Raw genomic sequence first — 14,225 nt, 5'->3', positions numbered from 1 at the left:
CCCGAGGCACAACAATTTTCGCCTTTGACATCATTTACTTGGGTTGGCGGTCGCAATAGGCCCACACCGACGTCGAATTCCCTCTGCCTGGCCGGAATGTCACGATGCATCGAGCCGCCTACCTTTTCCTGCTGTTCACCACCTTGCTGTGGGGCGGCAACTCCGTGGCCGGCAAGCTGGCGGTCGACCACATTTCGCCGATGACGCTGGTCTTCCTGCGCTGGACTCTGGCCGTTCTGATCCTGCTGCCGATCGGCTGGCGAACGCTGCATCAGGACTGGCCAGTGGTGCGTCGGCACTGGTTGCTGCTTGGCGGGCTCGGCGCTTGCGGCTTCGCCTTTTTCAATGCGATCTTCTACACGGCGCTCAACTACACGACGGCAATCAACGTCTCGATCGAGCAGGCGGCGATACCGATCGTGATCATCATCGCCAATTTCGTGCTGTTTCGCCTGCGGGTGAACCGGGTGCAGATCGCTGGCGTCGTGCTGACCATCATCGGCGTCGCGGTGACGGCGAGCCATGGCGACCTGCGCCAGCTTCTCAAGCTGGATCTCAACTTCGGCGACGCGATCATGCTGGTCGCCGTGCTTTGCTACTCCTTCTATTCGGTGGGGTTGCGGCTGAAGCCGGTCATCCGCTGGCAGAGCCTGATGCTGGCGCTGTCGGTTGCCGCACTCATCACATCGCTGCCTTTCTTCCTGTGGGAGATTGCCGCCGGCAAGGTCATCGTCCCCGACGCCCGCGGCTGGGCTGTCGCGTTCTATACTGCCATCGGTGCTTCGGTCATCTCGCAGATCTTCTATATCAGAGGCAACGAGCTGATCGGCGCCAACCGGGCCGGCCTGTTCATCAATCTGGTGCCGATCTTCGGTACGCTGCTGTCGGTGCTGATTGTCGGTGAGACATTCCAGCTTTATCAGGCGCTGGCTCTCGCGCTGGTGCTGGGCGGCATCAGCCTCGCCGAATACAGCGGACGGAAGATGGCGGTATCCGCTGCTCAATGAAGTCGCTTGCCGCGACGGTTCACTGCGGTCCGTCAACGACCATGGAAGCGCCCCGCGTGCTGCTGCACACGGGGTGATCGAATTTCAGGCCGCGCCGACGTCGAAATGCAGCCGCTTGGCCGAGTCGATCGATTTGTGCGAGCGCACCTGCGCCAACACGTCTTCCGGGAACGGCGCATCGAGATAGAGCAACGCAATGGCATCGCCGCCCGGCCGGTTGCGGCCGAGCTGGAAATTGGCGATGTTGACGCCGTTCTCGCCGCACACCGTGCCGAGCAGGCCGATGATGCCGGGCGCGTCGGCATTGGTCGTGTAGAGCATGTGCTGACCGACCTCGGCGTCGAGATTGATGCCCTTGATCTGGATGAAGCGCGGCTTGCCGTCCGAAAAACAGGTGCCGGCGATCGAGCGCGTCCTGTGCTCGGTCTTGACCGTTAGCTTGATATAGCCGTCGAACACGCCCGACTTGTCGCGCTTGACCTCGGCGACGATGATGCCGCGCTCCTTCACCATGATCGGCGCCGACACCATGTTGACGTCGGCGACCTGCGGCCGGATCAGCCCGGCAAGAGTAGCGCTGATCAGCGCCCGCGTATTCATCGTCGCGGTCGAGCCGTCGAACAGGATCTCGACCTCCTTGATCGGATCCTCGGTGACCTGTCCGACAAAGGCGCCGAGCACTTCGGCGAGCTTGACGAAAGGTTTCAGCCGCGGCGCTTCCTCGGCGGTGATCGACGGCATGTTGATGGCATTGGAAACGGCGCCCTTGATCAGATAGTCCGACATCTGCTCGGCGACCTGTAGCGCGACGTTCTCCTGCGCCTCCATCGTCGAGGCACCGAGATGCGGCGTCGCCACCACATTCTCCATGCCGAACAGCGCGTTGTTCTCCGCCGGTTCGACCTCGAACACGTCGATGCCGGCGCCGGCCACCTTGCCGCTCTTCAAGGCCGCGATCAGGTCGGCCTCGACGATCAGCCCGCCACGCGCGCAGTTGATGATACGCACGCCGGTCTTCATCTTTGCGATCGCCGCGGCGTCGATGATGTTGCGCGTCTTGTCGGTAAGCGGTGTGTGCAGCGTGATGAAGTCGGCACGGGCGAACAGCTCGTCGAGCTCGACCTTTTCGACACCGAGTTCCTCGGCGCGGCTGTCCGACAGGAACGGATCGAAGGCGACGACGTGCATCTTCAGGCCGACGCCGCGCGTAGCGACGATCGAGCCGATATTGCCGCAACCGATGATGCCGAGCGTCTTGCCGGTGATCTCGACGCCCATGAAGCGGTTCTTTTCCCATTTGCCGGCATGGGTCGAGGCGTTGGCCTCCGGTATCTGGCGGGCCAGTGCGAAGATCATGGCGACGGCATGCTCGGCGGTGGTGATCGAATTGCCGAAAGGCGTGTTCATCACGATGATACCCTTGCGGCTCGCCGCCGGGATGTCGACATTGTCGACGCCGATGCCGGCGCGGCCCACGACCTTCAGCCTGGTCGCGGCGTTGATCAGCTTCTCCGTGACCTTTGTCGCCGAGCGGATGGCCAGCCCATCATACTGGCCGATCACTTCGAGCAGTTTTTCCTTGTCCTTGCCGAGATCCGGCAAATAGTCGACCTCGATGCCGCGATCCCTGAAGATCTGCACGGCGGTGGTGGAAAGTTTGTCTGAGACGAGAACGCGGGGCATTGGCTTGGTCCTTTGCGATTGGCGTCCCTCCCCCTTGAGGGGAGGGTCGGCGCGAAGCGCCGGGGTGGGGTCATTGCGGCCGGATGCGGCCAAATCTTTTTCTTTCTGGATCGCGGATCGGTGAGCGGTTGGAGGCGACCCCACCCGCCCCTTTGGGCCACCCTCCCTCGAGGGAGAGGGAGTCAGGCGGCTGCCTTCAGCGACGCCTTTTGTGCGGCAAAAGCCCAGTCGAGCCAGGGCAGCAGCGCTTCGAGATCGGAGGTCTCGACTGTCGCGCCGCACCAGATGCGCAGGCCGGGCGGTGCATCGCGATAGGCGCCGATGTCGTAGGCGACGCCTTCCTTGTCGAGCGCCGAGACGATTGCCTTGGCGAACGCAGCCTGTCCATCGGCGTTGAGTGCAGCGACATCCGGATCGGTGAAGGAAAGGCAGACCGATGTGTTCGAGCGCGTCGCCGGGTTGACGGCAAGATGGCCGAGCCAGGAAGATTTTCCGACAAAGCGATCCAGAACAGCGGCATTGGCATCCGCTCTGGTGACCAGCGCGTCGAGGCCGCCGATCGACTGCGCCCAACGCAGCGCGTCGCGATAGTCCTCCACGCACAGCATTGACGGCGTGTTGATGGTCTCGCCCTTGAAGATGCCTTCGATCAGCTTGCCGCCCGAAGTGAGCCGGAAGATCTTCGGCAGCGGCCAGGCCGGCTTGTAGCTTTCCAGGCGCTCGACGGCGCGCGGGCTGAGGATCAGCATGCCATGCGCGCCCTCACCCCCCAGCACCTTCTGCCAGGAGAAGGTGACGACGTCGAGTTTCTCGAAATCGAGCCTTTGCGCAAACGCGGCCGAAGTGGCGTCGCAGATGGTCAGGCCGCGGCGGTCGGCCGGAATGAAATCGCCGTTCGGCACGCGCACGCCCGAAGTCGTGCCGTTCCAGGTGAAGACCACGTCGCGATCGAAATCGATTTTCGTCAGGTCGGGCAGCGCGCCATAGCCGGCTTCGATCTTGCGCGCGTCGGCGAGCTTCAATTGCTTGACGACGTCGGTGACCCAGCCGGAACCAAAACTCTCCCAGGCGACCATGTCGACGCCGCGCTCGCCCAGCAGCGACCACAGCGCCATCTCGACCGCGCCGGTATCCGATGCCGGCACGATGCCGATGCGGTAATCCGCCGGAACCTGGAGGATTTCCCGCGTCAGCTCGATCGCTTGTTCAAGCTTGGTCTTGCCGATCTTGGCACGGTGCGAGCGCCCGAGCGCGGCATTTTTGAGCGCCTCGACCGACCAGCCGGGGCGTTTTGCACAGGGACCTGAGGAAAAATTGGGATTTGCCGGACGGAATTCGGGCTTCGTATGCGTCGTCATCGTGGTCTATCCTTCCAGATAGTGGCCCCTCGTTGGGGAGGGGTGGCCCACGGACGGCGATATGCGTTCAGGCTTTCGGCGTCAAGGGGAAAGTTTTTGTCGCTGTCGGGATACCGGCTGCCTTTGGAAAAAAAGTGCCACAACGCAAACGGCGGGCCAAAGACCCGCCATTGTTCACGCCTCAGCTTCGATCGAGCCTACCAGAGGTCGTATCGCAGTCCGACTTTGACCTGGTGATTATTGATCCCTTTGCGGATCGGATAAGAAGTCAGGCTTTCGGCCGTCACATATTCGGCGTCGGGTGCGGAGAAATACTGATACCCCACATCGACTGAGACATTCTTGGACACTTGGTAGGCAAGGCCGGCATTCAGCGTGTAGGCGAAGGAGTATTGGGTCTTGTTGTCACGCAGGACGAAATCGTCGGTGGGGTCGGCGTTGGCGGTGAAGTAGCTCGCCGACAGGCGGCGCTTGCTCTGGAGGATACCGACACCAGCGCCGAGATAAGGCGTGATTCCGACATAGGTGCCAAGGTCGACATAGCCATTGAGTATGCCTGAGAAGGCATAGTTCTTCAGGGTCGCCGATGCCACGGTCGTTCCGTTGTTATAGCCGACCTCGATCTTGTTGCCGGGCAGATAGCCGGCATTGAGATCGGCGCGCAAATAGTCGTTGAAATGGTAGCCGAAGCCAATGCTGGCGAAGATGGGATCTTCCTTTTCGTCGAAGCTCGCGGGCGTGAAGGCGAAATCCTCATCCCTGAAGCTCTTCTGCACCAGATAGGAGACATCGCCGCGCAGATACCATCCCGAGCCAACCTCGACCGGTACATAATCGGGCGCCTGGTCGACATAGACCGGCGGTTCGTAATCGGCACCAAGCGCCGGCGTCAGCGGCAACACGACGACTGCTGCTAGCGCCAGTGCTACAGGCGATTTGGATGTCATGGTCCTCGGCTCCCGAACTTGGCGCATTCGCAATCGCGCGCCGTTTCAGACAGCATTGTTAACCATAGGGGTTAAGTGCGGGTTAAGGATAACAAGGCGTTAGCAATTGATTTGATCCGCTTTCGCTTCTCAAGTTGGGCGGTGTTCCCGAGCGCCGCAGCATCTTAGGCAGCCAAAACGAAACCGCCCGGCATCAGCCGGGCGGTCGACGAATTCCTGGATTTCAGAAACAACTACTTGGTGTAGACGGGCTCGGGTTCTGGAACGTAGGGCTCCGGCGGCGCGCAGTCCGACCTGCCGAACTGGTAGCGCAGGCCGCCACGCACTTCGTGCACGTTGATGCCTTTGTCATAGCCTGGGCCGACATTGGGGAGGGAGGCATAGTCGAACATCTTACCGCCATTGATGTGGCTGAAGCGGTAGCCGACATCGAGTTTGACGCGATCGGTCAGGCAGTAGGATGCGCCCGCCATGGCAGCATAGGCAAAACGCCAGCCCTTGCCACCGCTATGATCAAATGAACCGTCGCTGTCCACGTTGTGCAGTTCATCCCACTTGACCCAGGCACCGCCGATGCCGGCGCCGACATAAGGCGTGATCCCATGCCAGGTGCCGATGTCGACATAGGCGTTGGCCAAGAGCAGCAGCGCCGAATAGGACGAGGTATCGACGGACGTGCAAGGCGTTTGCTGCGGGCCGCAGAAGCCGTTGGTCGAGCCGCGGAATTTGGACTTGCTCATCCAGTCCAAGGTGAGATCGGTGCGGAAATGCTCGTCGATCTGGTAACCAACACCGCCGCCGGCCGAGAAGGCGCCGTCCAGCTTGCCTGTATCGAACTTGCCGGGATTCTGGGGCGCTACACCGTAGGTGATGTAGTCGCCGCCACGAAACTTCGACCAGTGATAGTCGATGTCGCCACGGATATACCAGCCGCCGAATTCGGCCGGCTGCTCGTAGGCAACCGGTGGTGGCGCCTCCTCGACTACGGGCGGCTCGACGAAATCGGCGGCGAATGCCGGCCCGGCGCCGGCAAACAGCGCGGCCAGGAGGGCCATTCTTGCTGTGTTGAACATGCTTATCACTCCTGAGAACCCTCGAACGGCGAACGCGCCCGAAACGTGATTGACCTCAGTTGTGGATAATGAATCGGAAAGGTTAAAAGGCGTTTAACCGTATTGATTAACCACGAATCTCCAAAAGTCGAGCAATCTGGCGGCCGTTGCTGCAGGCGGAATTGGCGACTCAATAAAAAGCCCGCCGGCAAGGCGGGCTTTGAACCGATGTTGGAGGGAGATCAGGCGGCGCTGCGCGTTTCCGAAATGACCTCGACGATGTCGTTGACGACGGACTCGACAAGTTGTGGGTCGTCGCCTTCCGCCATGACGCGGATGAGCGGCTCCGTGCCGGATGGCCGGATGACCAGGCGCCCGGCCTTGCCGAGGCGATTGCGCGCATCTTCGATCGCTGCCTTGACCGGCGCCTCCTCGAGCGGCTTGCCGCCGGAAATATGCACATTCTTCAACAGCTGCGGCACCGGCTCGAACTTCTTCGACAGTTCGCTCACCGGCCGGTTCTGCCGCTTGATGCAGGCGAGCACCTGCAGCGCCGAGACAAGGCCGTCGCCGGTGGTCGAAAAGTCGGACAGCACGATGTGACCCGACTGTTCGCCGCCGACATTGAGCCCATGGGCACGCATGTGCTCGACGACATAGCGGTCGCCGACCTTGGTGCGATGCAACTGCAGGTTCATGTCGCCGAGGAAGCGTTCGAGGCCGAGATTGGACATTACCGTCGAGACGACACCGCCGCCGGCCAGCCGCCCGCTCTGGTGCCAGGACTCGGCAATCAGCGCCATGATCTGGTCGCCATCGACGATCGCGCCGTTCTCGTCGACGATGACGACGCGGTCGGCATCGCCGTCGAGCGCAATGCCGATATCGGCGCGCACTTCGTGCACCTTCTTTTGCAAGCCGGCTGGATGAGTCGAGCCGCATTCCTTGTTGATGTTGAAGCCGTTGGGCTCGACATTGATGGCAACGACCTCGGCGCCGAGTTCCCATAGCGCGTCGGGCGCCACCTTGTAGGCGGCGCCATTGGCACAATCGACGACGATGCGCAGGCCCGACAGCGACATCGAGCGCGGCAGCGTGCGCTTGGCGAATTCGATATAGCGGTCATGCACGCCGTCCACGCGTTTGGCGCGGCCGAGCCCATCGGAATCAGCGAGCGCCAATTCGATATCCTTGTCGAGCATCCCCTCGATACGCTCCTCGATCTCATCGGACAGCTTGTAGCCATCGGGGCCGAACAGCTTGATGCCGTTGTCGTAATAGGGGTTGTGCGAGGCAGAAATCATCACCCCGATATCGGCGCGCAGCGAGCGCACCAGCATGGCAACAGCGGGCGTCGGGATAGGGCCGAGCAGGAAGACATCCATGCCGGCGGCGCACAGGCCGGATACCATCGCGTTCTCGATCATGTAGCCGGAAAGCCTGGTATCCTTGCCGAGCACGACGCGGTGGCGGTGGCTGCCGCGCTGGAACGAGAGGCCGGCGGCCATGCCGACCCGCATGGCGACCTCCGCCGTCATTGGAAACTTGTTGGCTCGCCCACGAATGCCGTCCGTACCGAAATAATGTCCTGCCATGTTCGCCAGCTTCCCGATGGTTCTTTCCGAGCATCTCATGCCATAAAATGGCCCAAGCCCCGTCATCACATTGTATGATTATGGACGACCAATCCTTAGAAAATTGTTGTTTTGTGTGTTTTGCGTCACGCTAGTGTGTTGATTTTCAAGTTCCGAGCCCTTGTTGCGGCAGCAGCATCAGAAACGTCAACTCAAACTCATCTGGATCCTTTGGTCTGTGGCAGTGTGGCCTTGAACCCGAGTCCGCATCGTGCGGCTCCAGACAGCGGTAGGCTCAGGTCCTCCGCACCCGCCGATTTGACTGTCCGTCATGTGACGCAGTGGCCTCGCTGGGAACCAGCCATATGCGCGCTCTCCGTGCAATGCACCCGGACGAATTTGGCTGGGAGACGGTCCCGGCAACGAATTCATCACCTTAAAGAAAAGAATGCACCTCTAAATTTGTCTCTACGCTACTTAGCATCTGGCGCAACCAGCCGTTGAGCGCTATTGCTGCACTGGGACATATCATGAACTGCCACAGGGAGAAAACGCATGCTCATCCACCGACTTGCCACTTTGACGGGTCTTGCCGTCGCGACCTTGTTCCTGGCGGCGCCTGCCAATGCGCTGACCATGGCCGAGTGCAGCACCAAGTATAACGCGGCGAAGGATGCGGGAACGCTTGGCGGGCAGAACTGGAACCAGTTCCGCAAGGCGCAATGCGGCACCGATGCCACCGCCGCTACGACCGACACCGCCCCGGCCAAGGCCACTGACACCACCAAGGCAGCCGCCGGCGACGATGCGGCCCCGGGCCTGACGGCGAAGGAGTGCAGCACCAAGTACCAGGCGGCAAAAGCCGCCGGCACGCTGAACGGCATGAAGTGGAACGATTTCCGCAAGACACAGTGCGCCGCCGACGCGACGGCAGCCGCACAACCCGCCGCCACGACCAAGGCTGCGGCAGCCGCCGACGACGCTGCGCCGGGCCTGACGGCCAAGGAATGCAGCACCAAATACCAGGCCGCCAAGGCTGCCGGCACGCTCAACGGCATGAAATGGAACGACTTCCGCAAGAGTGAATGCGCCGCCGGCGCAACTGCAGCGGCACAGCCTGCCGCGGCACCTGCCGAGGCGGCGACAGCCGCCGCGACCGATTCCGGCAAAGGCCTCAGTATGGCGGATTGCAGCGCCAAATATCAGGCTGCCAAGGCCGGCAACACGCTGAACGGCATGAAGTGGAACGACTTCCGCAAGAGCCAATGCGGCGCCGGCGCAGCCGACGACGACACCCTGCCGGCTCCCGATGCCAAGTATACCGGCGATCCGCAGCCGCCGACCATCACCGCCCCCCAGGGCGTGAAATTCCCGACGGCGATCTCCAAGAAGTATGCAACCGAGACCCCGGCCAAGGGCCGCATGCACACCTGCCTCGACCTCTATTACGCGAACAAGGACGCCAACACGCTGGGCGGCCTCAGGTGGATCCAGAAGGGCGGCGGCTTCTACAGCCTCTGCAACGCCAAGCTGAAGAGCTGACCGGCGCCATCATCATCCGACGATAGGAACCCGCGAGCCGCAAGGTTCGCGGGCTTTTTTGTTATTGCCGAACAAGTGAGAGGGCCTTCCGAGGTCGGACCAACTGTCAGGTCGCGTTCCTTCGCTCCCTCTGTCCGCCGCCGGAAGCAAAAACCCGCCTCGGAGGGCGGGTCGTCGGCGCCGTTGAGCCCTTGCGCCGAACGGCAGGCAATTTGCCCAGGGTCGGCGCCAAGTCTCCCTCATCGTAGGGCGAAAGCCTCGGCTTTCCACCTGCGATAGCCCTGCCCACAAGTAGGGAGACCGGCAGCTTTTGCGCCTCGCGAACATCAAAAGGAAACGCCGCGGTTGGAGCCCGCGGCGTTTCGAAGTCGATCTGTCCTGGGCCGGGGCCTAGCTTGACGGCTGGGGTTCCATGCCACCTTCGGGCTCGGGACCCTTCTTGCGGCGGCCGGACTTTGGTACGGCCGAGCCACGGCTCGGCGGCGTGTCGTCGCCGAGGTCGCGTGCGGGCTTATTGCCGGCGATCAGCTGCTTGATCTCCTCGCCCGACAGCGTCTCGTATTCGAGCAGGCCTTGCGCCAGCGCGATCCATTCCTTCTTTTTCTTAGTCAGGATTGACCTTGCCGTCGAATAGGCCTCGTCGATCAGCCGGCGCACTTCGGCGTCGATGATCTGCGCCGTCTCTTCCGAGATGTTCTGCGTGCGCGCCACCGAATGGCCGAGGAACACCTCCTCCTGGTTGTCGCCGTAGGCGACATGGCCGAGCTTGTCGGAGAAGCCCCAGCGCGTCACCATGGCGCGCGCCAGCTTGGTCGCCTGCTCGATATCGGAGGAGGCGCCCGAGGTGATGTTCTCCTTGCCGAACTTGAACTCCTCGGCGACACGGCCGCCCATCATGATGGCGAGGCGCGAGATCATGTATTTGTAGCTCATCGAATAGCGGTCGCCTTCCGGCAGCTGCATGACCATGCCGAGTGCCCGGCCGCGCGGAATGATGGTCGCCTTGTGCAACGGATCGGCCGACGGCACGTTGAGCGCCAGGATGGCGTGGCCGGCCTCGTGATAGGCGGTCAGCTCCTTCTCGGCCTGCGTCATCGCCGACGAGCGGCGCTCGGCGCCCATCATGATCTTGTCCTTGGCGTCCTCGAATTCGGCCATGGTGACGAGGCGCTTGTTGCGCCGCGCCGCCATCAGGGCGGACTCGTTGACCAGGTTCATCAGGTCGGCGCCGGAAAAGCCCGGCGTGCCGCGCGCGATCACCTTGAGGTCGACATTGGGCGCCAGCGGCACGTTGCGCACATGCACCTTCAGGATCTTCTCGCGGCCGACGATGTCGGGGTTCGGCACCACCACCTGGCGATCGAAGCGGCCCGGCCTGAGCAGCGCCGGATCGAGCACGTCGGGCCGGTTGGTGGCGGCGATCAGGATGATGCTTTCGTTGGATTCGAAGCCATCCATCTCGACCAGCAGCTGGTTCAGCGTCTGCTCGCGTTCGTCATTGCCGCCGCCGAGGCCGGCACCGCGATGGCGGCCGACCGCGTCGATTTCGTCGATGAAGATGATGCAAGGCGCATTCTTCTTGGCCTGGTCGAACATGTCGCGGACGCGGCTTGCGCCGACGCCGACGAACATCTCGACAAAGTCCGAGCCCGAAATGGTGAAGAACGGCACGTTGGCTTCACCGGCGACCGAGCGGGCGAGCAGCGTCTTGCCGGTTCCGGGAGGACCGACGAGCAGCACGCCGCGCGGGATCTTGCCGCCGAGCCGCTGGAATTTCTGCGGGTCGCGCAGGAACTCGACGATCTCTTCCAGATCCTGCTTGGCTTCGTCCACGCCGGCGACGTCCTGAAAGGTGACGCGGCCATGCGCTTCGGTCAAAAGCTTGGCCTTCGACTTGCCGAAGCCCATGGCACGGCCGGAACCGGACTGCATCTGGCGCATGAAGAATATCCAGACGCCGAGGATGAGGATCATCGGCAGCCAGGAGATCAGGGTGCCGAACAGCGAATTGGAGCCGTCGGATTCAGGACGCGCATTGATGGTGACGTTCTTGTCCTGCAGACGCGAAACCAGTGATGGGTCCCCAGGCGAATAGGTCTGGAAGCCGTTGGAGCTGTCCGTGTAATTGCCGGAGATACGGGCGCCGGCGATGGTCACCGACTTGATCCGTCCCGCCCCGACTTCCTGCAGGAACTGCGAATAGGGGACATCGCTCGAGGCCCCACGCGTCTGCGGCGTCTGGAAAAGATTGAAGAGAGCGATGAGCAGGACCGCTATGATCGCCCAGAGCGCGAGGTTGCGATAATTCGGATTCATCAATTGTCCCGTTGGCGCCGCTGGGCGGACACGCGTCGTGAGAGGAAACTTGGCCCTAACATAGGGAGAGCGTCTCCCCTTGCCAAGCATAACAGCAGGTCTCGGTTAAGCTTTCGCCCGTGGTAGGCCGGCACTGTGGCCGCCGAATGGCGAGGCTGGAACCGGCGCCGCGCCAAGCAAGGCGGCGACGGCATCGGCCGGCGCCAGATCGAAGGACGGCAGGAAACGGGCGAAGGGCGCGACTGCCGGATATGCGGCGACAGCCGCCGGCATCGGGCTTTCCCCGGGCAAACCCGGGCCTTCCCCAGGCAGACCAAGGCATTCGCCATCCCGCCATAACGCCGGCTCGGCGGCCAGGGCTGCGCGTACAAGGCTTGCCGGCGTGCCATGCCCGGCAATTGCCCGCTTTGCGGCAAGAGCCGCCCCGAGCGGGGCTACCAACAGCGGCGCGATCAACAATGCACTTGAACTGTCGCCCAATGTGATCCGTCTGCGGCCGTCCCAAAGGGCATTGTCGGAAACCTCGACAGCGGGCGGCAGATCGCGCAATTCGCGATGCAAAAAGATACCGGTACGCCGGGCATCGATCACGGTCCGCGACAATGTGGCACAAAGCGCCCCGGTGCGGAGCCGGCCGAAAAGGGCTCCGCTGCGGGCCTGGTCGGGAAGGAAGGCTGTGCCGCCGGTCGCCGCCAGCAGAATGCGCAGCGCATAAATAGCCGCCCCGCTGTCGCTTTCAGTCGCAAAATCCCGGTCGAGGCGGACGAGGCCGGCGGCTGGCCTGGAGGCCAAGCTGCGGATCAGCATGGCCGCGCGGCGTCCCAATTGCTCACGCTCGGCCGCCACCTTTCTGGCCAACGCTATCGCTTCGGCCACGCGAGGCGCACTATCGCGTTCGGCAAGTGCTGCGCGGACGCGCGGCCGCTCGAAAGCGGTGTCGGCATTGGTCGGATCTTCGATCCAGGCAACCTGTTCACGCCGCAGGAATTCGCGCAGTGCCCCACGCCTTACGCCGAGCAGTGGCCGCACGATCCAGTGCCGCCACTCGTAGAGGGTTGCCGGCGCCATGCCGGCAAGGCCCCGCCCTTCGTCGCGCGGCCTCTCCTCACCTGGCCCGTCGTCACGTGCTTGCCGCATCAGCACCGTCTCGGCCTGGTCGTCGGCGGTGTGGCCGGTCAGGATCAGGCCGATGTCTTCCGCGTCGGCGGCCTCGGCGAGCAGCCGGTATCGGGCTTCGCGCGCGGCGGCGGGCAGGCCGGTCGATGGTTTGTGCCCCGACCAGGCGAGGATGCGATGGGCAATGCCGCGCGCCGCGCACAGCCTGGCCACGGCTTGCGCTTCCGCTGCCGCTTGCGGCCGCAATTGGTGATCGATCGTCACCGCCAGCAATTTCGTTGCCGGGGCGTTACGGTCGAGATGGGCTTTGAGGAGGAGGAGGAGGGCGGTCGAGTCGCTGCCGCCGGACACGGCCGCAACAGCGCCGTTGGAAAAGTCGATCCGCGAAAAATCCGAAAGGTCAGGCCCGGTGTCGAGCGTCATGCATGTCGCCCAAGCGTGGGCCCGGTTTTGCGGCAGCGACACGCAACGGAAAAACTAGCACGCCGCGAGTGCCCTTTCCTGCTTGACCCGCTCCTTGAGCGCGCCGGAAATATCAGGGTAGCGCTTGCCGATCTCGCTGAAAGTGGCACAGGCCACGTCGCGCTGCTTCAGCCCGACCAGTGAAACGCCGAGCTTCAGCAGCATGTCGGGCGCCTTCTTGGCCTTGGGATAGTCCTTGCTGGCAGCGAGGAAAATCTCGGCCGCATCGCGGTATTTCTGCTGGCCGAGCAGCGATTCACCAAGCCAGTAATGCGCATCCGCCGCTTTGGCGTCCCGGGGAAAACGGGCGATGTGATCGCGGAAACCCTGTTCGGCGGTGCTGTAGTCGCCCGACAGGATGAACTGGTAAGAGTTGCGGTAAAGCTCCTCCGGGTCGTTGGTCGATGGGAGTGCCGCGACCACCGTGTCGTCGGATTTACCGGCCTTGTTGCCGGCCGCGCTGGCGCCGTTGGCTGGGGCCGTATTCTGCGACGGCGCGTTCGCCTGCGCATTGCCATCGGCTTCGACGACATTGCCGTTTTTGTCGACGGTGATGGTGCCGAACGTCTTAGGCGGCGCGCCGGGGATCAGCTTGCCGGGATCGCCGTTGGGCGATTCGATGATGACGTCTTCGACGCTTTTGCCGCCGTCTGCTGCCTTGCCCGCGTCGGCCGGAGCCTGCGTTGCCGGGACCTCCGCCACGTTACCGTCGCTGCTGGGCGCGGCCTCGGACTTCTTCTGTCCGGCCGGCTGCTGCGCGCCTTGCGGACCGCCTTCCAACTGCTGGAAACGGAATTCGTTGTCTTCCTGCTGCTTGCGGATCTGCTCCTGCATCTGCAGAACCTGGAAATTGAGTTCCTCGATCTTGCCGTTCATCTGCCGGAGCTGTTCCTCCAGCGCCGGAGTGCCGGTGCCATCCTGTTGTGCGAATTGAACCTGATCCGGCTTTTTCCTTTCGCCGAAAATGGCGGGCAGTTTGATCGTCGGCAAATGGAAGGAAAAACCGCTTTCCGATGACTGCTCGGTGGCGTTTGCCCCGATACCGTCAGCAAGTGCCGCGATACTTGATACGAGCAGCAGCGCAAGCGTGCCGCTCAAGACCGATCTGAAATGCATGTGCCTCTCGCCGTGAAACCATTGTTGCGCGCCTCTCACTCGAAGTAGACCA

10 protein-coding genes are annotated in these 14,225 nt (G+C 62.7%); 2 read left to right on the top strand and 8 right to left on the bottom strand.

The window, feature by feature from the left end; all coding sequences use genetic code 11:
- Window positions 1-104: 104 nt before the first annotated feature.
- A complete protein-coding gene (locus tag NKJ17_RS04545) occupies window positions 105-1,007 on the top strand; it encodes a DMT family transporter (RefSeq protein WP_352504961.1) in 903 nt (300 codons plus the stop codon).
- A gap of 84 nt (window positions 1,008-1,091) precedes the next feature.
- On the opposite strand, the gene serA is transcribed toward NKJ17_RS04545, so the two are convergent.
- The 5 genes from serA to glmM form a co-directional block, all read right to left on the bottom strand.
- Complete coding sequence (gene serA, locus NKJ17_RS04540; RefSeq protein WP_352476115.1) at window positions 1,092-2,690, bottom strand: phosphoglycerate dehydrogenase; 1,599 nt, start codon at window positions 2,688-2,690, stop codon at window positions 1,092-1,094.
- Between the two features lie 182 nt (window positions 2,691-2,872).
- A complete protein-coding gene (locus NKJ17_RS04535) occupies window positions 2,873-4,048 on the bottom strand; it encodes a phosphoserine transaminase (RefSeq protein ID WP_352504960.1) in 1,176 nt (391 codons plus the stop codon).
- A gap of 197 nt (window positions 4,049-4,245) precedes the next feature.
- Window positions 4,246-4,995, bottom strand: a complete 750-nt coding sequence (locus NKJ17_RS04530) for an outer membrane protein (protein ID WP_352504959.1) — start codon at window positions 4,993-4,995, stop codon at window positions 4,246-4,248.
- Window positions 4,996-5,228: 233 nt separating this feature from the next.
- Window positions 5,229-6,068, bottom strand: coding sequence for an outer membrane protein (locus NKJ17_RS04525; RefSeq protein WP_352504958.1), 840 nt, complete (start codon window positions 6,066-6,068; stop codon window positions 5,229-5,231).
- Window positions 6,069-6,289: 221 nt separating this feature from the next.
- On the bottom strand, window positions 6,290-7,642 hold the full coding sequence (gene glmM, locus NKJ17_RS04520) for a phosphoglucosamine mutase (protein WP_292664754.1): 1,353 nt from the start codon (window positions 7,640-7,642) through the stop codon (window positions 6,290-6,292).
- Window positions 7,643-8,176: 534 nt separating this feature from the next.
- Between glmM and NKJ17_RS04515 the strand changes: the two genes are divergently transcribed.
- Window positions 8,177-9,163, top strand: coding sequence for a hypothetical protein (locus NKJ17_RS04515; protein ID WP_352504957.1), 987 nt, complete (start codon window positions 8,177-8,179; stop codon window positions 9,161-9,163).
- Between the two features lie 390 nt (window positions 9,164-9,553).
- Here the strand turns inward: NKJ17_RS04515 and ftsH are convergent, their stop codons facing one another.
- The 3 genes from ftsH to ybgF form a co-directional block, all read right to left on the bottom strand.
- Window positions 9,554-11,479 carry an ATP-dependent zinc metalloprotease FtsH gene (gene ftsH / locus NKJ17_RS04510; protein ID WP_352504956.1) on the bottom strand — a complete coding sequence of 642 codons (1,926 nt, stop codon included), beginning with the start codon at window positions 11,477-11,479 and terminating at the stop codon, window positions 9,554-9,556.
- 105 nt (window positions 11,480-11,584) lie between these two features.
- Window positions 11,585-13,018 (bottom strand): tRNA lysidine(34) synthetase TilS, encoded by a 1,434-nt coding sequence (gene tilS, locus NKJ17_RS04505; protein ID WP_352504955.1) that lies wholly within the window; start codon window positions 13,016-13,018, stop codon window positions 11,585-11,587.
- Window positions 13,019-13,072: 54 nt separating this feature from the next.
- On the bottom strand, window positions 13,073-14,173 hold the full coding sequence (gene ybgF, locus NKJ17_RS04500; RefSeq protein ID WP_352504954.1) for a tol-pal system protein YbgF: 1,101 nt from the start codon (window positions 14,171-14,173) through the stop codon (window positions 13,073-13,075).
- Window positions 14,174-14,225 lie beyond the last annotated feature (52 nt).

Origin of the sequence: Mesorhizobium sp. M0208, from assembly GCF_040322015.1 — a bacterium.
Lineage (GTDB): Bacteria > Pseudomonadota > Alphaproteobacteria > Rhizobiales > Rhizobiaceae > Mesorhizobium.
Note: the sequence above shows the minus strand (reverse complement) of the source record. Positions and strands in the feature narration are given on the sequence as shown.